Origin of the sequence: Peptidiphaga gingivicola (assembly GCF_001652275.1) — a bacterium.
GTDB classification, from domain to species: domain Bacteria; phylum Actinomycetota; class Actinomycetes; order Actinomycetales; family Actinomycetaceae; genus Peptidiphaga; species Peptidiphaga gingivicola.
The window spans coordinates 1,166,693-1,189,380 of record NZ_LVZK01000001.1 but is presented as its reverse complement, the minus strand read 5'-3'; the positions used below and the strand labels follow the sequence as shown (position 1 = coordinate 1,189,380).

At 66.1% G+C, this 22,688-nt stretch carries 16 protein-coding genes; 8 read left to right on the top strand and 8 right to left on the bottom strand.

What is annotated here, in order from left to right:
- Positions 1-13: 13 nt before the first annotated feature.
- Positions 14-1,270 carry a glycosyltransferase family 2 protein gene (locus A4H34_RS04860; RefSeq protein ID WP_231870955.1) on the bottom strand — a complete coding sequence of 419 codons (1,257 nt, stop codon included), beginning with the start codon at positions 1,268-1,270 and terminating at the stop codon, positions 14-16.
- Between the two features lie 231 nt (positions 1,271-1,501).
- Here A4H34_RS04860 and A4H34_RS04855 point away from each other — a divergent pair, with 231 nt between their 5' ends.
- Together A4H34_RS04855 and rfbB are read left to right on the top strand one after the other, a co-directional pair.
- Positions 1,502-2,812 (top strand): UDP-glucose dehydrogenase family protein, encoded by a 1,311-nt coding sequence (locus A4H34_RS04855; RefSeq protein WP_064231268.1) that lies wholly within the window; start codon positions 1,502-1,504, stop codon positions 2,810-2,812.
- A 103-nt stretch (positions 2,813-2,915) separates the two neighbouring features.
- Positions 2,916-3,908, top strand: coding sequence for a dTDP-glucose 4,6-dehydratase (gene rfbB, locus A4H34_RS04850; RefSeq protein WP_009199333.1), 993 nt, complete (start codon positions 2,916-2,918; stop codon positions 3,906-3,908).
- Between the two features lie 147 nt (positions 3,909-4,055).
- Here the strand turns inward: rfbB and A4H34_RS04845 are convergent, their stop codons facing one another.
- Together A4H34_RS04845 and A4H34_RS04840 are read right to left on the bottom strand one after the other, a co-directional pair.
- Positions 4,056-6,590 (bottom strand): N-acetylmuramoyl-L-alanine amidase, encoded by a 2,535-nt coding sequence (locus A4H34_RS04845; protein WP_064231267.1) that lies wholly within the window; start codon positions 6,588-6,590, stop codon positions 4,056-4,058.
- A gap of 527 nt (positions 6,591-7,117) precedes the next feature.
- Complete coding sequence (locus A4H34_RS04840) at positions 7,118-8,227, bottom strand: glycosyltransferase (protein ID WP_064231266.1); 1,110 nt, start codon at positions 8,225-8,227, stop codon at positions 7,118-7,120.
- 562 nt (positions 8,228-8,789) lie between these two features.
- Here A4H34_RS04840 and A4H34_RS04835 point away from each other — a divergent pair.
- Together A4H34_RS04835 and A4H34_RS11375 are read left to right on the top strand one after the other, a co-directional pair.
- Positions 8,790-10,028 (top strand): LCP family protein, encoded by a 1,239-nt coding sequence (locus tag A4H34_RS04835; protein ID WP_175407117.1) that lies wholly within the window; start codon positions 8,790-8,792, stop codon positions 10,026-10,028.
- Between the two features lie 11 nt (positions 10,029-10,039).
- Complete coding sequence (locus A4H34_RS11375; RefSeq protein WP_231870954.1) at positions 10,040-11,704, top strand: LCP family protein; 1,665 nt, start codon at positions 10,040-10,042, stop codon at positions 11,702-11,704.
- A 156-nt stretch (positions 11,705-11,860) separates the two neighbouring features.
- Here the strand turns inward: A4H34_RS11375 and purE are convergent, their stop codons facing one another.
- Positions 11,861-12,364, bottom strand: a complete 504-nt coding sequence (gene purE, locus A4H34_RS04825) for a 5-(carboxyamino)imidazole ribonucleotide mutase (protein ID WP_009199340.1) — start codon at positions 12,362-12,364, stop codon at positions 11,861-11,863.
- 169 nt (positions 12,365-12,533) lie between these two features.
- Positions 12,534-13,754 carry a 5-(carboxyamino)imidazole ribonucleotide synthase gene (locus A4H34_RS04820; protein ID WP_082903142.1) on the bottom strand — a complete coding sequence of 407 codons (1,221 nt, stop codon included), beginning with the start codon at positions 13,752-13,754 and terminating at the stop codon, positions 12,534-12,536.
- A gap of 68 nt (positions 13,755-13,822) precedes the next feature.
- Between A4H34_RS04820 and A4H34_RS04815 the strand changes: the two genes are divergently transcribed.
- Positions 13,823-14,332, top strand: coding sequence for a GtrA family protein (locus A4H34_RS04815; RefSeq protein ID WP_064231265.1), 510 nt, complete (start codon positions 13,823-13,825; stop codon positions 14,330-14,332).
- 219 nt (positions 14,333-14,551) lie between these two features.
- Here A4H34_RS04815 and A4H34_RS04810 read toward each other — a convergent pair whose 3' ends face one another.
- From A4H34_RS04810 to A4H34_RS04800, 3 genes are all read right to left on the bottom strand, one after another.
- Positions 14,552-15,898 carry a sensor histidine kinase gene (locus tag A4H34_RS04810; protein WP_009199344.1) on the bottom strand — a complete coding sequence of 449 codons (1,347 nt, stop codon included), beginning with the start codon at positions 15,896-15,898 and terminating at the stop codon, positions 14,552-14,554.
- A gap of 3 nt (positions 15,899-15,901) precedes the next feature.
- Positions 15,902-16,576 carry a response regulator transcription factor gene (locus A4H34_RS04805; protein WP_009199345.1) on the bottom strand — a complete coding sequence of 225 codons (675 nt, stop codon included), beginning with the start codon at positions 16,574-16,576 and terminating at the stop codon, positions 15,902-15,904.
- Between the two features lie 312 nt (positions 16,577-16,888).
- Positions 16,889-18,085, bottom strand: a complete 1,197-nt coding sequence (locus A4H34_RS04800; protein WP_231870953.1) for an adenylate/guanylate cyclase domain-containing protein — start codon at positions 18,083-18,085, stop codon at positions 16,889-16,891.
- Between the two features lie 438 nt (positions 18,086-18,523).
- On the opposite strand from A4H34_RS04800, the gene A4H34_RS04795 reads away from it, so the two are divergent.
- From A4H34_RS04795 to dapD, 3 genes are all read left to right on the top strand, one after another.
- Positions 18,524-20,161, top strand: a complete 1,638-nt coding sequence (locus A4H34_RS04795; protein ID WP_064231264.1) for a DUF885 domain-containing protein — start codon at positions 18,524-18,526, stop codon at positions 20,159-20,161.
- Positions 20,158-21,612: a Maf family nucleotide pyrophosphatase gene (locus tag A4H34_RS04790; protein ID WP_231870952.1), complete on the top strand. Its 1,455-nt coding sequence runs from the start codon at positions 20,158-20,160 to the stop codon at positions 21,610-21,612. Before A4H34_RS04795 ends, A4H34_RS04790 begins: the two co-directional genes overlap by 4 nt.
- A gap of 128 nt (positions 21,613-21,740) precedes the next feature.
- Positions 21,741-22,676, top strand: a complete 936-nt coding sequence (gene dapD / locus A4H34_RS04785) for a 2,3,4,5-tetrahydropyridine-2,6-dicarboxylate N-succinyltransferase (RefSeq protein ID WP_064231263.1) — start codon at positions 21,741-21,743, stop codon at positions 22,674-22,676.
- Positions 22,677-22,688 lie beyond the last annotated feature (12 nt).

Sequence of the window (22,688 nt, the reverse complement as noted above, 5' to 3'; positions counted from 1 at the left end):
AACGCAAGCGCGCCTAAATCGGCCCGTCGGGCGCGTGCCGCGCGTTGCCGCCGGGTTCGAGCTGTACGGCGCCGCCGGGTGCAGGCCGCGTCTCACCGCGACGTGCGGCGTCGCGTCCATCGCCATGCGCGCCCCCTTCGTCCCCGTCTTCATCGCCATGCGCGCCCCCTTCGTCCCCGTCTTCATCGCCATGCGCGCCCCCTTCGTCCCCGTCTTCATCGCCGTGCGCGGCCCCTTCCCCGCCGGAAGCGGCGTCGTCGTGCGCGCAGGCGGCGTCGCAGGCGGCGTCCTCGCGCGAGCCGCAGCCCAGCATGACTCCCTCCCGGGAGGCCTCGCCGTACTGCAGTGCCTTCATCCGCTCGAGCGTGTCTTCTATCAGCACCCGGTTCGTGCGCTGGAGGTCGGCGACCACCAGCAGGCCGGCGCTCAGCAGGCTCGTGACGATCATGGCCGTTCCGAATATAAGCGATTGAACATGCCCCCCGCTCTCGCCTTGGAACCAAAAGACGAGGAAGCGCAGGAACGGCACAAGCCCGACGATCCCGGTCACCACGGCCAGGAATCCAAGCGGAATATGGGGTTTGTACATGAGGAAGGACCTCACGATCGCCTTCCCCGATTTGTACATGTGTTGGAAGATGTTCGAGAACAGGCGGGACTCGCGGGTCTTTGGATTCGTGCGAATCTTCACCGATTCGATTCGCATGCGGAGGTTGCCCGCCTGAACGATGGTCTCCATGCAATAGGAAAACCCCGTGACGACGTTGAGCCGCAGCAAAGACCGTCGCGAATAGGCCCTGAATCCCGAGGCGGCATCCGGCAGCCGCGTCCCGGCGGCGAGGTTGACCATGCCCGATCCGAGGGATTGCATGCGCTTCTTGAACCGCGAAAAATGCGCGATGTCCTTGGTTTGGCGGTCCGCGATGACGATGTCGGCGCGCCCCTGAACAATCGGCGCGAGAAGATCGGGGATCCGCTCCTGCGGGTATTGGTTGTCGCCGTCGGTGTTGACGACGACGTCGGCGCCGTGGGCCAACGCATAGTCGACGCCGTCGCGGAAAGACCTCGCGAGGCCCTGGTTTCTGGTGTGCCGGACGATGTGCGCGACGCCGCAGGCGCGGGCCGCTCGAACGGTGCCGTCCGTCGATCCGTCGTCGATGACGAGGATCTCCAGCTCGTCGACGCCCTCGATCGCGCGGGGAATCGACTCGAGAACCATGGGAAGCGTCGCTTCTTCGTTGAAACAGGGTATTTGGACGAAGACCTTCACGGTTGCCTCCCACGCATGTCTTTCAGATCAGCCTCCTCGCATCGCTTTCACGACTGCCCCTTGCGCCGGCCGGCGGAGCGGCGACGCGCCGGTTGGATCGCCTGAATCGGACCGTCTATTCGTCTGAACCCGACGTCCTAATCGCCCTAGTCGCCCGGACGAACAGACTGACGCCGCTTGAGCGATTGTCGTCACAGCCTTTCAAGGGTACCATCCAGTAGTCTGATTGACATGAAAATTTCGGTCATCGGGTGTGGCTACCTCGGCGCAGTGCATGCCGTCGCCATGGCCAGCCTCGGCCACAACGTTGTGGGCATTGACAGCAACCTCGCCAAAATTTCGTCGCTCTCGTCCGGGCAGCCGACAATTCTAGAGCCCGGATTCGAGGGCCTGCTCAGGGAGGGCCTGGATTCTGGCCGGCTGGCATTCTCCGCCGACCCCGAGGCGGCCGGCGGCGCCAGGGTCCATTTCATCGGAGTCGGGACCCCGCAGAAACCGGATTCGCACGCGGCCGACCTCGCCTTCCTCGACGACGCCGTCGATTCGCTCCTCCCCCGTCTTCACGAGGGCGACGTCGTGGTCGGAAAGTCCACGGTGCCCGTTGGGACCGCGGCGGCGCTCGAGCCTCGCATCCGGCGCGCGGGGGCCTGCCTCGTCTGGAACCCCGAGTTTTTGCGGGAGGGATCGGCGGTCAGGGACACCCTCGAGCCGGACCGGCTGGTCTACGGCCTGTCCTGCGAGGAGGCGGATGCGCGCGCGGGCCGCGACGCGCTTGACGAGTGCTATGCCGCGCTCATCGCCGCGGGCGTCCCCCGCCTGACGATGGACTTCGCCACCGCCGAGCTCGTCAAGGTCGCGGCCAACTCCTTCCTCGCAACGAAGATCTCCTTCATCAACGCGATGTCCCAAGCCTGCGACGCCACCGGCGCGGACGTCGCCTTGCTCGCCCGCGCCCTGGGATTCGACGAACGCATCGGGCATCGGTTCCTGCGGGCGGGGATAGGTTTTGGCGGCGGCTGCCTGCCAAAGGACATCCGCGCGCTGCGGGCCCGGGCGGAGGAGCTCGACCTGCACGAGGCTTTCGAATTTCTCGCCGAGGTCGAGCGCATCAACGACGGCCAGCGGGCTCGAACCGTCGAAGTCCTCGAAGGCCTCACAGGCGGTCTCGAAGGCCGCAGGGTCGCCGTTCTGGGAGCGACGTTCAAACCCGACACGGACGACATCCGCTCCTCGCCCGCGCTGAAAATGGCGTCTGCCCTCGTCGAACGGGGGGCGCGCGTGACGATCGCGGACCCGGCGGCTTCGGCGGAGGCAGTCGCAGCCGAGGTCGAAGGCGCAGCGTTCTTCGCCGACGTCGAGGCCGCCGTCGCCGGCGCCGAGGCAGTGCTTTTGTGCACGGAATGGGAGCAATACGTGCGGCTCGACCCCGCGCGAATCGGAGAGCTCGTAAGCGAGCGCGTCGTCGTGGACGGGCGCAACGCCCTCGACCCCGACGCATGGAAGCGCGCCGGGTGGACCTATCGAGGCGTCGGCAAGCGTTGAGCCAAGCGTTCCCGCAGCCGAACAGAAGGCGACGTCCAGACAAAACAGATAGACTTGCCCAACGATCGATCTTTCTTGCCCATTGACAGAAGAGAGGAAACGCATGCGCGTTCTCATCACGGGAGGCGCCGGCTTCATCGGCGCGAACTTCGTTCATTCCACGGTCGAGTCGATGCCGGACGCCGACGTCGTCGTCCTCGACAAACTGACCTATGCGGGGAACCCGAAGTCCATCGAGGGGCTGGACCGCGTCGAGCTGGTCGTGGGCGACATCGCGGACCCCGACACCGTGGATCCGCTGGTCAAGGACGCCGACGTCGTCGTCAATTTCGCCGCCGAGTCGCACAACGACAACTCGCTGAACGACCCGAGCCCGTTCATCCGCACGAACATCGAGGGCACCTTCCGGCTTCTGGAGGCCGTTCGCCGCCACGGAACGCGTTTCCATCACATTTCCACCGACGAGGTCTACGGCGATCTTGAGATCGGCGAGTCTCGCCGGTTCATGCCCGGCGACCCGTACGCGCCGTCGAGCCCCTACTCCTCCTCAAAGGGCGCCTCGGACCTTCTGGTGCGCGCATGGGTGCGTTCTTTCGGCGTCCCCGCAACGATTTCGAACTGCTCGAACAACTACGGCCCCTACCAGCACGTCGAGAAATTCATCCCGCGCACGATCACGAACATGATCGACGGAATCCGCCCGCGCGTCTACGGAACGGGCGAACAGGTGCGCGACTGGATCCACGTGCGCGACCACAACACCGCGGTGTGGGAGATCATTGACAAAGGCCGCATCGGCGAGACCTACCTGATCGGGGCCGACGGCGAGAAGAACAACCTAGAAGTGGTTCAGATGATCCTCGCGGAGTTCGGCCGCGAGCCCGACGATTTCGACCACGTCAACGACCGCCCCGGCCACGATCAGCGCTACGCGATCGACAACTCCAAGCTCGTTGAGGAGACCGGCTGGAGCCCGAGCTTCGCCGACTTCGCGGCCGGGCTGCACGACACCGTCGAGTGGTACAAGGCCAACGAGGACTGGTGGCGTCCGCAGAAGGACGACGTCGAGGCCAAGTACGCCAAGACCGGGCAGTGAGCGCAACCGGGCAGTAATCCGGGCGGCACAACGCCGACCGGAACCGAGCCCCCGGTTCAGGGCGGCTGCGACTAGCCGACTCGACAGAAGCAAAGCGGCTGCGACCGGTGCAGGGTCGGTCGCAGCCGCAAGGTTGGCGCAGCCAGATCAGCCTCGGCGAACGCCGAAGGTGTCGACCCGATTTCCGTCCCAGTCGCCGACGAACGCCCTGTCGCCGACCCGTCCGTAATCGACGACGCGGTCGGCGTCGCCGTTGTGGAGGCTCTTGGAGACGTAGAAGGTCTTGCCGCGGCGCACCGCGAGCGCGTCCTTGGCCGATCCGCCGAAGTGCCCGACGAAGACTTCGTCCTCGGCCTTGCCGTAGGGAACCACCCTGTCCGCCGGGCCCGAAGACATCGTGTTGCGAATGTGATATTCGTTGCCTCGGCGCACGGCGAAGGTGTCGCGGCCGTCGCCGTCCCAGTCGCCGACGAGCACGACGTCGCCCGGCTTGCCGTAGGCGATCGCGTAGTCGGCGGTTGCCGCGCCGACCCTGTTCGAAACGTGGAAGACGTTGCCTCGGCGTATTGCGAGCGAGTCCTTGCCGTCGCCGTCCCAGTCGCCCACGTAGTACTCGTCGCCGGGAATCCCGTAGGCGGCGGTGAACTTCGGGACCGCCGTGGGAGCGCTGACGTTGTTGACGGCGAACGTGTTGCCCCTGCGCAGGGAAACCGTGTCCTTTCCGTCGCCGTCCCAGTCGCCCACAATCTCGGTGTCAGAACTCAACCCGTAGGTGAAAGTGTGGGTGGCGTTGCCGCTCCACGCGTTGTTGAGGTAGTAGGTAGGGGACGACGCCGGCTGGGGCTGAGGCTGGGGCGCCGCGGCTGCTCCGCCCATGATCCTCTGGTACTTGGCCGCCGTCGCCGCGCGGATTTGATCGAGGTACCCGTAGATCGCGCCGGGGCAGGATGTGGACTTGACGTCCTTGTGCCCGACGATGCGGGGAAGGGCGCTTCCCGCGGGAAGCGCGGCGCCGGTGCCCCTCGGAACCGTCATCGTGCCTCGGCTGCTCGGATTGACGCCGCCGAGAACGAAGCGCGCGGCAATGACGTCGGAGAAGGTTTCGCGGATGAGCGGTGTGACGCTCGCCGCCGAACTGTAGGTGCCCAGAACCGAGACCCCGAAAGTGCCCTGGTTGCGGGGGGCGGCATGCGCGCCGGTCACCACCTTGCCGTGCGGGGCGGCCAGGGTGCCCGAGCGGCCCTCCCAACGCCCGCCGTACTTGTCGATGAGGACGTTGTATCCGATGTCGCCCCATCCGCGGGTGATCGAGTGGTAGCTGTAAATTCCCCGAATTGTCGCCGGCACCTGCGCTTGGCTGTAGTTGTTCGACCCTGCCGTGTGATGGATGATCGCGCCCTCAAAGTTCTCGTAAGAACGCGGCCACGACATCTTCCTCTCGTCGGCTCCCCATGCCGAGCGCGGGTGGATGCGCGCAAGGTTGTCGGCGGCGGCGATCTGCGGGGTCGTCAGCTGCCGCGCCGCGGGAGCGTCGGCCTTCGCCGCCGCGCCGGCCCGTCCCTGCGGGGAGGCCTGGCCTTGCGGAGAGGCTGCGGCAGCCGGGCCGCCAAATTGCGACGTCGAAGCTACGCCCGTCGCTTTGCCCGAGAGGATCGACCGCTCCTCGTCCGGGTTGGCGACCGGGGCGGTCAGGCTCTTGGCCGCGGGCTGTTGAGCCGCGGCGACCTTGTGGACGTCTGCGACCTTTTTGGTCGGCCCCTCGCCGTTGACGAGGTTGACGGCGAGCCCGGCGGGAAGGCTGCCGCTTCCCTTGATGCGAATCTGAACGCCCGTCGACCCGCCGGAAACGTTGGCTTCCGTTCCAGGGCGCCCGTCCTCGCCCTCTTCGACCGAAAGGACGTACCAATCCGACCATCCCTTGGCGTCTAGAGTGCGCATTTCGACGGTGGCGCCGCTCGGCAAGGACTGGCCCTTGTTCCATGTCAGGCCGGCGACGGCGAATTCGTCGACGGAGAGCGGTTCGGAGACGAAGAGGTAGCCGCTGGGAGGCCTTGTCGAATCTGCCTTCTGAACCGATTCGGCCTGCGGCGCATCTTGAGCGGGCTCGGGCTGCCCGGGTCCTTCAGATTTCGGGGAATCGGTCGGCTGTGCGGAGCCGTCGGACTGCCCAAGCCCGTTGGCCGAAGCGCCGAGGCCGTTCGCCCGGCCTGCCCCAGTCGAAGCCAGGCGCGCGCCGCCCGAGGTCCGGGCGGCAAAGCCGCTTCCGGCTGCGGATGCGGGCGCACCGGCCTGCGTTCCGAGCTCCGCATCTGCTTGCGTTTCGAATTCTGCGCCGGCCTGAGCTTCGGATTCATTGCCCGCTCCAGTGCCCGCGGCGGTGGCGTCGGCGGCTTCCGAAGCCGTCAGGGCGGCGTCCTTGCCAGTTTGAGTCAAGGAGCCTGAACCGTCTGTGATGGCAAGGGTCTGGGTTTTCTCCGAGCCGCTCTGCGGGGTCATCGGAATGTTGCCGTCGGCTGCCCCTGCCAGTCCGGAAACGGACGACGCGCGGTTGACCGCAGCCGCTTTGACGGAAGCCGATGCATTTCGCGTCCCGGCAACCGGATTTCCTGAGGCGAACACGGGAGTGCCCACGAAGATGAGCGACGCGGCCAACGAGAGGCCAGCGAAGCGTCGAATGGTCATACTTGTTCCTCCAATTTTTCTCCCTCCAAAAGAGAAATGGTAATCCACTGTACATCACCGGTTTAACAGAATGCACATTTGTCACATTCGCAACATTTCGGTCCAAACGGACACCATGTGAGGTATAAGCACACGCGAACCGACACGGATTTGCCACACCTGCACAGCCCGCATTTCGCCGGGTTTACAGGCATCCCAAAGGCCCCACAGGCCCCGACGACGCTCACAAACCTCACGGGTCCCAACACACACTGCTGCACGTCCGGATGCAACGGCGACACCTGCCAATCACCTCGGCGCGCCAAGACGGCAGGGACCGAATCGCGGAGCTTATGACGCAACTGGGCGCCCATTCCGATCCCCACCCTAAAACTGGGCGCTTATCCCGAGGCCCAGAACTAAAACTGGGCGCCTGTCAGGGCATTCAGCCCCACACAGGGCACTTCCTGACGTTTCGCTCCAGAAAACCGGCGTTCAGCCCCAAAGGGGCGCACAAAACCCAATTTCGACGCCCGGCATAACTCACGCTAGCCTTCCGCAAGGCTCGTATTTCCCTTTTCCCCGGCCTCGCCGCGACGATTTCTTCTCACCTTTGACTTCTTCTCGCCTCGTCGGGACAAGCGGACGAGCAATTCCTCGCGCGCTTTCAGCCCGGCTCGCAGCGCCCAGCGCAGCGGAGCCTGACAAGGCTTGGAGTATACGCCGTCGAGGTATCGGGCGGCCGAGCGATGGTGCGCGCGGATCATGTTCTCGGGCTTGCTCCGCCAGCTTGCGCCCTGATCGTGCACCACTTCGGCGTCGGGGACGAAAACGCTCTGCCACCCCGCGGAAGCCAGCTGTTCTCCCAACGTCGTGTCCTCGAAAAACATGAAGTACGACTCGTCAAACCCGCCGACGGCGTCGAATGCCTCGCGTCGAAGCAGCAGGCACGAGCCGGAGAGCCAGTCGACGACATGGGCCCGCGTGATGTCGGCGTTCTCGCGGTAGGCTCGCGAGAACGGGTTGTTGGGCCAAACTCCGACCAAAAGCGCATGCCCGACGCCGGAAACGAGCCGCGGGAACTTGCGGGCGGAGGGGTAGACGGTTCCCGCGCGGTCGCGCACAAGCGGCCCGAAGGCCCCCCCGCGGGGCCACGCGGCCGCGGCCGCGATCAGTTTGTCGATGGCGCCGGGCAGAAAGACGACGTCGGGGTTGACGACGACGATCCACTCGGAGTCCCGCGAGTCAAGCGGACCCTCGCCGGAAGGCGCACCGGGAAAGCCGGATGCATTCGCGGCGCCAGAATCGACGTCCGCGCCGGTCGGGCCCTGGACGTCATTCGATTCCCGCGCGTTGAATGGCCGCCCGTCAAGCGACCCCGTTGTCCGGCCGGGCGCAGCCGCGGCCGCGCTCCGTTCGCGCAGCGCCTTCACGCCCCGGTTTACAGCCGTTCCATAGCCGAGGTTCCGGCCTGGCCTGAGGACGGCGGCGCCATAGATCCGGCCCACGGCGTCGACCGTTTCAGCGTCGGTCCCGTTGTCGACGATGACGACGTCGACGGCCCTGCGCGTTGCCTCGCCGACGGACTCCGCCCACAACGCGAGCTCCTCCCCCGGATTGAAGGCGACGGTGACAATCCTCAGGCGTTCGTTGTTCACTGAATAAGACTAACCTCCCGCAGCGCCTCGCGTTTCCAGCGTCCGGTTCCCATCCGTTCCGAGACGGAAGAAGAGCACCTCGTCTTCCAGGCGGAGCGCGGCGCCTCAGGCCTCGAAGCACCGCTGTCTTCAACCTCTTCCCATTCTGGGCAACGCGCGTTTCCATTCCGGGCGATGCACGTTCCCATTCCGGGCAACGCGCGCTCTTTAGGCGCTTCCGTCCCCAAACTCCACGCGCTCTGCGCGACTGAGTTCACGGCTGCGTGCCACCGGCCGGCCTCTGCGCGCCGGGGAAACTGAACGGATGCCGCCCCTCTTCGCCCTCGATCGTGTCAAGCCCCCAACCACTGTGAAGACCGCTACATTTCGCGGAAGACGCTTACGTCGGCAGTCGTCGGCCAGACCTGCACATTTGGGTCGGATGTTCCGCGGGTGTTCTCGGACTTTGACCCATTACCTCGCCGTCCGCACTTATCGACATCGACGTCGGCCCCCGTCGCACAAGTCCCCATTGACAAGCGTTCCCCGCGCTCCCACAGGAACGGCACGTACTATTGGCAAGGTGAGAAGAAAACAACGCGATGCCGCCCATATGGCGGCCGGCCGTCGGCCACGGCACATTTTCAGGATCGCGGCGCTGTGCCTTTCCGCGCTCCTGCTGACAGGTGCTTCGGCCGTTGTTTTCCTGTACCTCGGCCTCAATGCGCGGCAGCATCCCCAGGAGTCCGATCCGAGCAAGCCCAGCAAAAAGAACAGCTCAATGAACGTCCTCATCATCGGATCGGACTATCGCAACGGGGAGTCGGACGTCGATGGCGCAGGCTCGACGGGAGAGGTCGCAGGAATGCGATCGGACACGACGATGCTCATGCACATTTCCGCCGATCGCAAGCGCGTCGAAGTCGTATCGATTCCCCGAGACACCCTCGTAGACATTCCAGAATGCAACGTGAGAGACAAAGACGAAAAGGTCCTCTACACCACCGAGCCGCAGGAGAATACGCGCTTCAACTCAGCATTTGCCAAGGGCGGGGCCAAACTCAATGCTGGATCGGCCGCCAACTGCACGATGAGAACGGTTGAAAAGCTCACCGGGTACAAAGTGCACATCGACAACTACATGGTCATCAATTTCGCGGCGTTTAAGAGCATCGTCACCCAGCTCGGAGGCGTTCCGGCCTATTTCGAGGACGACGTCGACGACAAGGAGGCCGGCCTCAAGGTCAAGGCGGGATGCCGTCTCCTCAACGGCGACCAGGCGCTGGCGTTGGCCAGGGCGCGCAAGACTTTCGGCGACGGCTCGGACCTAGGCCGCGTGAACAGGCAGCAGGAGCTCGTCAAGACGATCATCAGCGAGGCGATGGATCTTGACCTTTTCTCCGACAGCGTCAAGCTTTACAGAATCGCCAAAGGCACCATGAAAAACATCGACACGAACGAGGGGTTCGGCGACGTCGAGAATCTTGTCAGCCTTGCTTCGTCTCTTCAGGATGTCGCCCCAAACGACGTCAAGTTTCTCACGATGCCCTTCAAGCACAAGGGCGCCTACGTGGTCCAGCGCGACGAGGCGAGCAAGCTGTGGAAGAACATCGCCGACGACAAGCCAGTGAAGATGACCGTCGACCCGGCTGAGGGCACCGTCACCGACGCCGACTCCCCTTCCCAAGCTCCGGCGAGCGCGGGGGGAAGTGCGGAGAATGCGGCCAAAGAAAGCCCGGCTTCGCCCGAGGCTTCACAGTCTGCCAAGCCTTCGCCCTCGAGCAAGAAGACCCCGGTTTGCACTAGGAACAACGCCAAGTAAGCGGGTGCCCTATGACACAGCCTCCGTCCTTCGAGCCTGCCAAAAAGGCCGTGCGCCCAGACTCCTCGGGCGCCAAAGAAGTGGTCGGCGGCCGCTCCGGCGGCACGGGCAGCACGTCTGAGCAGCTTCAAGAGTGGGCTGCGATCGACGGCCGCCCGCCGCAGCGTCAGCGCTCTCTGCTCGAAAAAGAACTCGGAATCGACCCGAACGAGCAGCGCGGTTCCTCGGAACAGTCCGCTTCCGCGGCGCAGCGCGGTTCTCGTTCGCGGTCGGGATCTGCCCAGCAACTTGGCTCCGCCCCGCGGCGCGGCTCCCTTCAACAGCCCGGTTCAGCTCAGCAGGTCGGGTCTGCGACGTCGGCTTCCGAGGCCTCTCAGGGCGCACGCCGCTCCGGGTCCACGAGCATCGCCAGGCCCGGAGGAAGCGCGCGGCACCTTGACGACGATTCCGCCGCGGGCGCTCCTGGCCCATCCCAGCCTTCTTCCTACCCTCCCGCCTCGCGGGGCGCGCCGTCGGCGTCGCCACAGCGACCCTCGGGCGGCGCCTCCGCCTCCAATCTGTCGGGCTCTCAGAATTCACAGAGATCGGACGCGCTCGGTCGGCCCCTTCCGGCTCCGACCGAGCCTTTCCGGGCTGCCCAGCCTCAGGGCCCCGCCGAGCCGCCGCGCGGCCCCACACAGCCGCCGCAAGGCCCGACGGAACCGGGAGGCGGGCTCTATCCGCCGTCGAAGCCTCGCCGAAGGCACCCCTGGCGCCGCCGCATAGGCATCGCCCTTGTCGTCCTTCTGGTGCTTCTCATCGCCTGGCCCGCATATCTCATCCATTACGGAAACTCGAAGCTCCACGACGTCGACGCGCTTTCCGACAAGGCAGACACCCCCGGCACGACGTACCTTGTGGTCGGCTCCGACAAGCGCGAGAAGGGCGCGATCGACGATCCGACCGCCGGGCAGCGTTCGGACACGATCATGCTCCTGCACGTGCCCGAGTCCGGCAAACCGGCTCTCGTCTCCCTTCCCCGCGACGCCTACGTGACAATCCCGGGCAACAACGCGGGCAAGCTCAACGCGGCCTATTCGATCGGCGGGCCCAAGCTGCTCGTGCGCACCGTCGAGGAATTGAGCGGCCTGAAGGTGGACCACTACATCGAGGTTTCCATGGGCGGGGTCCAATCCCTCGTCGAGGCCGTCGGCGGAGTCAACCTCTGCTACGACGCCGACGTCAACGACCACGACTCGGGCTTGGTGTGGACGAAGGGCTGCCATGACGCCGACGGCCCCACGGCCCTCGCCTTTTCGCGCATGCGCAAATCCGACCCTCTCGGGGACATCGGCCGAGCGCTCCGCCAGCGCCAGGTCGTCTCGAAGGTCGTCTCCAAGGCGGCCTCGCCCTCCACGCTCATCAATCCGATGCGCCAGCGTTCCCTCGTCGGCACGGTGGCCGAACATCTGACCGTCGACCCCGACACCGGCATGGTCGCTCTGGGCCGGGCGGGATTGAGCATTCGCAAGGTCATGGGCCCCGACGGGCTCATGGGCGCACCGCCCATTTCGAGCATGAACTACCGGGTGGGCCAGCAATCGGCCGTGCGCCTCGATCCCGCCAAGATTGACGGATTCTTCGAGAAACTCCGCAACGGGACTCTGACGTCGAGCGATTTCTTTTCCCCGACCTAAGCCACGAGTTTCCGTAGCGGCGGGCGGGGTCGGCTGCAACAGTGCGGACGACTCTCCGCGACGGCGGGCGTCCATTGCGACAGCGCGCCCATTGCGACAGCGCGCTTCACCGCCGTAAGGACATTCGCCGGCCGTTCAGCCCGATGCGCGGGCGGTTCAGCCCCCGAGCTTTCCGCGCAGCGCGGCCCCTTTGGCCTTGGCCGTCTCCCTGAGCCCGTCCTGGAATGCCGCCATTCGATCGCGAACGTCCCGGTCCGTCGGGGCGCTGCCGATGATGCGCGCGGCGAGAAGCCCGGCATTCCGCGCCCCGGCGATCGACACCGTCGCCACCGGCACGCCAGCCGGCATTTGGACGATCGACAAGAGCGAGTCCATTCCGTCGAGATGCCGCAGCGGCACCGGGACGCCGATGACGGGCAACGGCGTCAAGGCGGCGAGCATTCCCGGAAGATGGGCCGCGCCTCCCGCGCCCGCGATGATCGCGCGAAGCCCCCTCTCGCTTGCCTTGCGCCCATATTCGACCATGTCTTCGGGCATCCGGTGAGCCGAGACGACGTCGACCTCGTAGGCGATGCCGAACTCGTCAAGCGCCGCGGCGGCGTCTTCCATGACTTTCCAGTCCGAATCCGATCCCATGACGATTCCAACGATTGCGTTCATGCCTCGATTTTCTCACGCGGGGCGCGGGTCCGCTTTCCCGCAAAGGACGCGCAGCCGCTTCCTCGCGAGGAGCTTCACGGCCGCCTCTGCGAAGGGGACGCGGCGCCGTTGCGTTTCCCGCGCGGCTGCGCTTTGCGCATGCGCGGCCGCAGCTCCCGCCCGCGAAGGGCTAGCCCCGCGCTGTTGGGCTTCCCGCAGGCGCGCCGCGCCCCGCCAGCGCCTCGACCGTCTCGCGCGCCTGGGCTCTCGCCGCGTCGAGATTGTCGCCGCACACGGTGACGTGGCCCAGCTTGCGGCCCGGCCTCACCTCCTTGCCGTACACGTGAATCTTCGCCGAAGGGTGCAAGGCCATCGCCTCGGGGTAGGCGTCGCGGGGGTCCTCGAGCTCCGAACCGAGCAGGTTGACCATCACAGCCCACGGGGCCAGCAGGTCCGTGGACCCGAGCGGAAGGTCAAGCACGGCTCGAAGGTGCTGCTCGAATTGGCTCGTCACCGCCCCTTCGATCGTCCAATGGCCGGAGTTGTGCGGACGCATCGCCAGCTCGTTGACCAGAATGCGCCCGGCGTCGTCGACGAACATTTCGACGGCTAGCATCCCCACCACGCCAAGCTCCTCGGCGATGGCCTTCGCGACGTCGGCGGCGCGCCCGGCGACGTCGGAAGAAACCCGCGCGGGCGCAATGGTCTCGGCGCACACTCCCCCGCGTTGGATCGTTTCGACGGCGCACCAGCTTGCGATCTCGCCGCCTGGGCGGCGGGCAACGAGCTGGGAGATCTCGCACGTGAAGGGGACGAGTTCCTCGATGAGCAGTCCCTCGCCTCCTGCCGCATCCAGCCACTGGCCCACGGGCGCCGACGTCTCGCATCGGCCGCCGGGCGCCAACCTGATTTCGGCGACGCCCTTTCCGTCGTACCCGTCGCGCGGCGTCTTGACGACGGCCCACCCGCCGAGCTCTCGCAGCGCGGAGGCGATCTCTTCGTCGTTCCTCGCGGCGAACCAGCGCGGGCACTCGATTCCCGCGTCGGTCAGACTTCGCCGCATGAGCAGCTTGTCCTGCGCGAAGGCGAGCGCTGACGCTCCCGGGCGCACGGGGGCGACGCCGGCCGCTGCGGCAAGGATCTCGTCCGGCACATGCTCATGTTCCACGGTCACTGCGTCGACGCCGCGCGCAAGAGCCAGGACGGCGTCGGCGTCGTCGGCCGCCCCCACGACGGAAAGCGGGACGACCTGGCCAGTGGCGCCGTCGGGCGCTTCGACCAGAGCGCGCAGCTCGATTCCCAGGGCGATGGCCGCTTCTTGCATCATGCGGGCAAGTTGGCCTCCGCCGACGACGCCGATCCGCGGCGCACCCGCCGCGGCCCCTGTCCCGACGACTTTGCTATCGGACACGTACCCTCCCGTGTTTTTCACATTTCAGCTTATGTCTTTTTCCCATTATCCCCGGTTACACTTACGTGGTGCTGTCGAATCTCATACGCAAACTTCTGCGGGGCCAGACTTTCCGAGAGTGGTTTGTCGAGTTCTTACAGTTTTGCACCGTGGGCTTGGGCGCCTACATCGTCGACGTCGGCCTTTTCAATCTTTTGGCCTATTCGCTTCCAATCGACCTTCCCGGCGACAAGTCGCTCACCGCCAAGATCGTCTCCGTGACCGTTTCCGTGATCTTCGCCTGGATCGCCAACAGGCTGTGGACTTTCAAGAAGAGGCGCAACGAGAACAAGGGCCGGGAATTTGCCATGTTCGCGCTGGTGAACCTCGGCGGCCTGCTCATCGCCCTCGGCTGCCTGGGCTTTTCCCGCTACGTCCTGCATTTGACCACCCAGTTTGCGGACAACGTCTCCGGCAACATCGTCGGCCTCGTGCTCGGCACGGCCTTCCGATACGTCATGTACCGCTATTTCGTCTTTTCCCCGGCCTCCCGCCGCGAGAAGGTCGCCTCTTGCGGCGAGAAAACGGCCGACGCTTAAAGATACAAATCCGACGGCGGGGCAAACGCGCGTGCCAAATTGGACACCGGCAGATCCCGATGGCCGCTTCATCGTCACCCTGACTTGACCCCTCCGCCGTCTGCTCTTTCTGCGTCTACTCGCAAGAGCTTGATCAACCGCCACGGCCGCGACCGTCTCGGAACGCCAATCGATTGTCGTAAAATGCCCTTCCGCTTTGGCAAAGACGGATAAAATCGTCTATCGCCGCCGCCTGCGCGCACCCACCGAGACGATCGCCCCCGCCGGGAGGATCTCCTGCGGGTTGATCGACTTCGGGACGGCGTTGAGGGTCAGCCGGAAGATCGGCGGCGCCGCCTGCGCCAGCTCGAGCCTGCCGCCCGCGCCCTCGGCGAGGCTGCGCGCCAGCGGAAGGCCGATTCCGGTTGACCCGCCGGTCGAGACGCCCTTGTTGAAGATCGCGTCGACGAGGTCCTTGCGAATGCCCTCGCCTTCGTCGGAGATGTCGATCACCACTCCCTTGCCGACCTTCCGCGCAGCGACCTTCGTCGTCCCCCCGCCGTATTTGAGGGAGTTCTCGATGAGAGTCGCCACAATCTGCGCGAGGGCGCCGGGCGTTGCGAGAACGGCCACTCCGGCATCGTCCTCGAATACGAGGCGCCTGTCGGCCTTGGCGAACGAGCGCTCCCACTCGTCGGCCTGCTGTTCGAAGAGCCTGGAAAGGGAGACAGCCTCGGTGCTGGCCTCCACGGCGCGCGACGAACGCAGCAGATCGGTGACGACGCCGGTGAGCCGCTCCACTTGTTCCAGGCACGAGGCGGCCTCCTGCCGAACCTCCTCTTGCTCGGAAATATACTCGATCTCCTCGAGCCGCATCGACAGAGCGGTGAGCGGCGTGCGCAGCTGATGCGAGGCGTCCGCGGCGAACTGCCTTTCGGCCGCGATGCGCCCGGCCATGCGGTCGGCGGTTCTCACGAGTTCCTCGTAGACGAGGTCGATCTCCTCTATCCCCGATTTCTTCATGCGCGGGCTCGCCTGGCCGGCGCCGATCTGCTCCGCGGCCGCGGCGAGGTAGATGAGCGGCGCGGATATCCTCCGCGACTGGCGACGGGCCAGGGCGACGGCCACGACGAAGGACACCGCGACGGCGGCCCCGCCAAGGGAGATGAACAAACCGATCCTGCGCCACACAGCGCTTCGCTCTATGCCCACCGTCACCTGCGCCCCCGAGGTTCCCGTGGCCGTATGCTCGATGGCGTCCTCGTCGGTTTGCGCGCCGACTTCCGCCTTCTCCCCCGAGATCGCGACACGGACGAACATGGGGTACGTCGCGCCGTCGACGGTCGCGCGCATGACGTCGAGGGGCAAGACGTCGAAGTTGCCCTGCTGTCCTCTGCCCTTCAGCCCCTCGCGCTGATCCGAGACGTTCTTGTCGACGACGTTGGCGATCTGCGTCGCCCGACGATGGACGTCCTCGTCCGCGCTGCGGAGAATGTACAGCGAGCCCAGGGCCATCCCCGGCAGGCCGAGCAGGAGGACGGCGACCGTCACGGCGACCGTCGTCATCGTGAGGGCCCGCCTGCGCATCGCTCACTCCCTTTCGAGACGGAATCCCACTCCGCGCACCGTCGAAATGTAGCGCGGATCCGAGACGGAATCCCCGAGCTTCCGGCGCAGCCACGAGACGTGCATGTCGAGCTTCTTCGAGGCGTCGTCCTCCGGCGCATCCCACACGTCCCGCATGATGTCGGCGCGGGAAACCGCCTGCCCGGCGTTGCGCGCGAGGACCACGAGCAGGTCGTACTCCTTGCCGGAGACCCCGAGTTCCGTCGTTCCGCGGACGACCCTGTGGGCGGGAACGTCGATGGTCAAATCCTGGACGCGGATGACGTCGCTCTCGCTGGCTTCGCTTCGGCGCAGCACCGCACGCACCCGCGCGAGAAGCTCGGCGAGGCGGAAAGGCTTGGTGACGTAATCGTCGGCTCCGGCGTCGAGGCCGACGACCATGTCGACCTCTTCCGAACGGGCCGTGAGGATGAGAATGGGAAATATCCAGCCCTGGGAGCGGGCATGGCGTGCGACGTCAAGGCCGTCCATGTCGGGGAGGCCGAGGTCCAGGATGGCGACGTCCACGCCGCCGCTCATCGCCTCAATGGCGCCCCGGCCGGTCTCCGCCAGGTGCACGTCGTATCCCTCCCGCCCGAGGGCGCGCAGGAGTGGTCCGGAGATCGCGGTGTCGTCCTCTACAAGAAGCATCTTCGTCATGAGCTGATTCTAATGCAATTCCGTTAAAATTTGCCTCCCTGCCTTAGGAAACCTTTACTTTTAAAACACCGAGTCGCAGGCCGTCGCTTTCCGAGGCCTTAACGGCGCTCCGAGTTCATAAAGAACATATGCGCAAAAAGCCGTTCCTTCGCTCGCGTACGGGCATCCCGCCGCCTGAGCGGCGGCTCGAATCGCGGCAGTTTCCTCAGCCTTGCAGGCGCCTGGCGCCCGCCCGGGCGAAGGCAGGCCCCAGTCTGCGTATTTCGCGGCGAGATCAGACTTCTGGCGCCCACCCAGGCGAAGGCAGGCCCGTCACGACGAGGGCATCCTCCGCACCTCGACCGCTTCGATCTTTCCGAAACCTTGAAGATTCGGACTTCCGGCAGGGACGAGCGTGTAGCGGCCGGGCACGAGCGAACGCAAGGTTTCCGCGGTTTCGCTGTCAGTCAGGATCGTCCCGGATTCGGCGACGTCGACCAAGCGGGAAGCGAGATTGACCTTGGGTCCGAAAATGTCGCCGAAGCGCGAAACGACGCCTCCCCACACGATGGAAGCCCGCACCGGGAGCATGCCGGGCACCTTCCGCAGCTCGTCCACGACGTTCGTCACCACCCGCGCGCCCGTGTCGAGGTCGTCGGCGATGTAAAGGAAGGCGTCTCCGATGCTCTTGACCACTCGAGCGCCGTGGGCGTGGATGGCCATGCGGCATGTGAAGTCGAACTCCTCGACGAGCTCGATGAACTCGGCAGACCCCAGCTCGTTCGATCGATTCGTGAAGGCCACCATGTCGATGAACCCGAAGGCCCTGCGCAGCGTGACGTCGGAGGCCTCGGTCAGCTCCATCTGGGAGACCTCCGTCTCGCTGCGTCGGAGGAGGGCGACCATGTGGCGCCTCCACGAGTATTCCATCTGCCGACGTAGATAGTCCTCGTAGTCGATGATATTGTCGAGGACCCAGAACCTCGCCGAGATCCCGTCGAGTCCAAGCTCCCTGCGGGCATAATCGACGAGCACCTCGTGCTGCCAAAGAACGAGGCGGTCGGACATGTGGGATTGGGCGCGATTGAGCGATTCCAGGGTTTCGCGGGTCAGCAGGCCCGAGCGAAGCGCCTTCGCGTGAAGTCGCATGGCATCGACGTCGCCGTCGGTGAATATCCGTTTCTCGCGGCTCTCCGAGACCGTGGGAAAGCCCATGGCCAGCCAGAAGCGGAGCGCCGTTTCGACGTCGAGCCCCGCGAGCTCGGCCGCCTGCGGGAGGGAATATCGCTCCTCTCCGTCGAGCAATCCATGCGCGTGCCGTTCGACGGTGTTGAGCGGCACGCTTTCCTCGACCGGCCGACTCTCATCGCCCTGTCGACTCTCGTCGATCTGTCGGCTTTCGTCACCCTGGCGACTCTCGTCGATCTGTCGGCTTTCGGCGCCGGAAAGCCTCTTCTCGTTGCGGTCCACGACCTCGCCCACGGACCCGTTGTCCGCTTCCAGTCCTTTTACGTCGTGCAATTGCGTCACGTACCTCCCTCGTTTTGTGCCTTCAATCACACACTATACGGCATCGGAGAGGCCTACGTCACGTACTGCGGGCGAGCGTCGCTCGTCTAATGGCGGCACGGACGAGATCAGAACCGGCGAAAAGCCCGTGGAGGCGCAGGAAGCCGACGCCTGCGCCTCAGGAGTCCGTGGCAACCGGCTTGACCCCGACTGCCGCGGCGGCCGCGCCTCAGCCCGCAGCCTCTCAGCTCAAAAGCTCCAAGAATTGCGCTCATCGACAGGCAGAACCAGCCGCGTTCCCCGTCTCGAAGAGACGCCGGCTCAACGACGCTTCTTTGCGGCCGTCTCAACGACGTTCGATTTGCGGCAGGCCCCGCCACGCCTCGAAGAGGCGTCGAGGATTGCGCCAGCGGAAAATGCTCCTATGGCCTCAAGGGCCCGAATCGATAAACTTGGTCCATGACAAACACTCGCACCCCCAGCGCCATCGACGCACTCGCGAACGAGTACTTTCACGCAGACCTCGCTTTGTCTCCCGAAGCGGCCACCGTCGTGGGCACAGACGACGCCGACCACGGAGCCCTTTCGGACTATTCTCCCGCCGGTGTGGACGAGCAGCGCAGCTTGATATCCAGCACCCTCGCCAAGCTAAACGCCCTCCCGATCGCCGACGACGTCGATCGGATCACCGTGGCGGCGATGAACGAGCGCCTCAGGCTGGAGCTCGAGCTCATCGACTCCGGCGAGAGGTGCGGCGAGATCAACGTCATAGCCTCGCCCATCCAGGGCGTTCGCGACATCTTCGACCTCATGCCCACCGAAACCGAGGCCGACTGGGACAACGTCAACCGCCGCCTCGGCGTCGTCGCCGAGGCCCTCGAAGGCTACAAGGAATCCTTGCGGCAGCGAATCGCCTCCGGGCCCGCGATCCCGGCGCGCCAGATCGAGAGGTGCGCGGAGCAGTGCGAGGGCGCCGCCGGCTCGGCCTCCCCCTTTCTCCATCTGGTGAACAAGCGGCCCGAAGTCGCCGCGAACGCCGACTCGGCGCGCGTGGCCTACGGTCAACTCGCCGAATTTCTGCGGCAGACGGCGTTGCCGACGGCGGTGGAGGAAGACGCCGTGGGCCGCGAGCGCTACAGCCTCTTCTCGCGCCACTTCCTCGGCGCGGACATCGACCTCGACGAGACCTACGAATGGGGAAAGGCCGAGCTCGCGGGGATCGTCGCGGAACAGGAAAGGACGGCGCGCGAGCTGTACGGGCCCGGCGTCGGCGTGCGCGAGGCGATGGAGAGGCTAGATTCGGATCCCAAGCGCAAGCTGTCCGGCGTCGAAGCCCTGCGAAGTTGGATGCAGGAGACGGCGGACGCCTCGATAGACGCGATGTCCCAGCATTTCGACATTCCCGAGCCGCTGCGCACGATCGAGTGCTGCCTGGCGCCGTCGGGAACCGGAATCATCTACTACACTCCCCCGACGGGCGATTTCTCGCGTCCGGGCCGCATGTGGTGGTCCGTGCCTTCTGGTGTCACGGAGTTTGCGACCTGGCAGGAAAAGACCACGGTCTACCATGAGGGCGTTCCGGGCCACCATTTGCAAATCGGGCTCACAACGTACATGCGCGACTCGCTCAACGACTGGCGACGGAACGGATGCTGGGTGTCGGGCCACGGCGAGGGCTGGGCCCTCTATGCCGAGCAGCTCATGGCCGAGCTCGGGTACATGGACGAGCTGGGCGACCGCATGGGCGTGCTCGACTCGATGCGGCTGCGCACCTCGCGCGTGGTGGTGGATCTCGGCGTCCACCTGCGCAAAGACGCCGGCCCGTGGGGCGAGGGCGCGTGGGACGCCGATTCGGCGTGGCGCTTCCTGCGCGAGAACGTCGCCAGCGACGACGCCTTCCTGCGATTCGAGCTCAACCGCTACCTGGGATGGCCGGGGCAGGCGCCGTCGTACAAGATCGGCCAGCGCATTTGGACGCAGCTTCGCGAGGAGGCCCGGGCGAAGGAGGGCGCGAACCTCGACCTCAAGGCGTGGCACAACAGGGCCTTGTCGATCGGCTCGGTGGGCCTGGACGTTCTGCGCGAGGCCTTGGCGTGAGTGGGTCCTCGCGGGGACGTGCGGGAGGGCGTGACTCAGCGGTCAAGGCCGGGCACGTCCTAGCAGGCGAGGCCGGGCGCAACCGTCCCGTCAGTTTTTCCCGCGGCACAGGCGGCGCCCATTCGCCGCAGAAGGCGCGGACGCGCGGCGGCAGGCTCGGCCTGACGGGCAACGGACGGCTCCGGCTGGCTCTGGCCAGTAAATCACCTGCACGGCTGGCCACCCTGCAGGCCGCGGGTTTCGATCCGCTCGTCCAGGTCTCCGACGTCGACGAAGAAGCCCTCCTCGAATCGGTCCGTGGCGGGCCGGCGCAAAAGGTCCTCGCCCTCGCGACGGCGAAGGCCCGTGCGGTGGCGTATGACGCGCGCGAGGCGGCGGGGGCCCACATCGTGGTCGGCTGCGATTCGATGTTCGAGTTCGACGGCGAGGCAGTCGGCAAGCCCGGCAACCCAGAGAAGGCGCGGGACCGCATCGCGCGCATGGCCGGGCGCAGCGGACTCCTTCACACGGGCCACCAGATCGTCCATCTGGAGAGCGGGGCGTCGCTGGGGGCGGTTTCCCACGCCGTCGTCCATTTCGCGCCGATGTCCGACGCCGAAGTCGAGGCATACGTCGCCACCGGGGAGCCGCTGCACGTGGCGGGTGCCTTCACCGTGGACGGGTTGGGCGGGCCGTTTGTCGAGAGGGTCGACGGCGACTATCACGGCGTGGTCGGCATCTCGCTGCCGCTGCTGCGCGCCATGCTGGCGAACTGGGGCGTCTCGATCACCCGGCTCTGGCAGCCGCCGGTCAAGTTGGCGGGCGACGCAGCACACTCGCCCGCTGTCGAATCTGTCTTGGCCGCCGCGGATGGCACTCCATCCGATAACAGCATCGACAGTGGTGCCGCCGGCGTCGCCGATGCGAGCGGCGCGGCGGGACTGCTGGCTGCCGGTTCGGGGCGTCCAAAACCCGGAAGCAAGCCACACAGCGGCAGACGCCGAAAGGGCGCGGACGGCTTCATTTTGTGTCCCTGCGGGTCCGAACACTGGGGCTTGGCGGGCGCCGCGGGGATCCTCGCCTTCCGCGAGCGCGAATCGATCGAGGTGCTCGTGCAGCTGCGCGCCGAATGGTCGCATTCGGGCGGGACGTGGTCGAACCCGGGCGGGGCGATTGGCTGGTCGGAGACGCCGCTGGAGGGCGCGCTGCGCGAATTCGAGGAGGAGACGGCGATCGGCGCGGACAGCCTCGATGTGGTCGGCAGCATCGTGCGCGATCACGGCGACTGGCGCTACACGACGTTCGCGGCCCGCTGCGAGACGGCCGAGCCCGTGCCCAACGACGAATCCCTCGCGCTCGAATGGGCGCCCCTCGACGATTTGCTGGAGGGCCGCCTCGACCGGCCGGTGCACCCCGCTTTCGCCGAAGATCTGCCGCGCCTGGCCGAGGTCATCCGCGGCGCTGCAAGCTGACCGACCCGTCTTTCGCGGCCATCGGCCTTTTCCCGTTCGCCAACCGGCCGTCAGCAGCCGACCGCCTTTTCCACAGGGCCGACCGGCTCCCAGCGAACGCCCATCATTCTCTTGGTAGGCTTGGGCGCATGAGTGCAAAGAACGCGTGGGGCCGAGGCCTGGCAACTGTTTCCGACGGACGTATTCTCGACGTGTGGTATCCGGAGCTCGGATTCGGCGAGCCCGCCGAGGGCGCCGACCTTGAGCTGGCCGAGACCGAAGACCAGATTCGCGCGGTCCAGACGCGGGCCGTCACGACGTCGATCGACGTCGACGGCGCCCCCGAGAAAGTCGCCGACGCCTACCTGCGCCTGCACTTGCTGTCCCATCGGCTCGTGCGCCCGAACGAGATCAACCTGGAGGGAATCTTCGGCGTGCTCGAAAATGTGGCGTGGACGAATCTGGGGCCCGTGGCCGTGGACAAGCTGACCGAGGTGCAGCTGCGCGCCCGCGCGGTCTGTGCGAACCTGCAGGTGCTCGGCGTCGACAAGTTCCCGCGGATGGTCGACTACGTCGTGCCTTCGGGCGTGCGCATCGCCGACGGCAACAACGTGCGCCTGGGGGCGCATCTGGCCGAGGGAACCACCGTCATGCACGCCGGTTTCGTCAATTTCAACGCGGGAACCCTGGGCAACGCGATGGTTGAGGGTCGGATTTCGCAGGGAGTGGTGATCGGCGTCGGTTCGGACATCGGCGGCGGCGCCTCCACGATGGGCACGCTTTCCGGCGGCGGCAAGGAAAGGGTGCGCGTGGGCGAGCGCTCGCTCGTGGGCGCGAACGCAGGAATCGGCATCGCGCTCGGCGACGACTGCATCGTCGAGGCCGGTCTGTACGTCACGGCCGGAACGAAGGTCACAGTCCTGCCCGCCAAGGGCGAGGGCGGCGAACCGCGCGTGGTCTCGGCCCGCGAGCTTTCCGGCGCAAACAACATCCTGTTCCGCCGCAACTCGCTCACCGGCGCCGTCGAAGCGGTCCCCCGCGCGGGCACGGGAATCGAGCTGAACTCGGCGCTCCACGCCAACTGACCGGTCCGCGAG

Excerpts from the sequence above, each read along its gene's own strand:
- A4H34_RS04855 (WP_064231268.1), top strand. The coding sequence starts at position 1,502 with ATGAAAATTTCGGTCATCGGGTGTGGCTACCTCGGCGCAGTGCATGCC.
- A4H34_RS04795 (WP_064231264.1), top strand. The coding sequence starts at position 18,524 with ATGACAAACACTCGCACCCCCAGCGCCATCGACGCACTCGCGAACGAG.
- A4H34_RS11375 (WP_231870954.1), top strand. The coding sequence starts at position 10,040 with ATGACACAGCCTCCGTCCTTCGAGCCTGCCAAAAAGGCCGTGCGCCCA.
- dapD (WP_064231263.1), top strand. The coding sequence starts at position 21,741 with ATGAGTGCAAAGAACGCGTGGGGCCGAGGCCTGGCAACTGTTTCCGAC.
- A4H34_RS04810 (WP_009199344.1), bottom strand. The coding sequence starts at position 15,898 with ATGCGCAGGCGGGCCCTCACGATGACGACGGTCGCCGTGACGGTCGCC.
- A4H34_RS04845 (WP_064231267.1), bottom strand. The coding sequence starts at position 6,590 with ATGACCATTCGACGCTTCGCTGGCCTCTCGTTGGCCGCGTCGCTCATC.
- purE (WP_009199340.1), bottom strand. The coding sequence starts at position 12,364 with ATGAACGCAATCGTTGGAATCGTCATGGGATCGGATTCGGACTGGAAA.
- rfbB (WP_009199333.1), top strand. The coding sequence starts at position 2,916 with ATGCGCGTTCTCATCACGGGAGGCGCCGGCTTCATCGGCGCGAACTTC.
- A4H34_RS04805 (WP_009199345.1), bottom strand. The coding sequence starts at position 16,576 with ATGACGAAGATGCTTCTTGTAGAGGACGACACCGCGATCTCCGGACCA.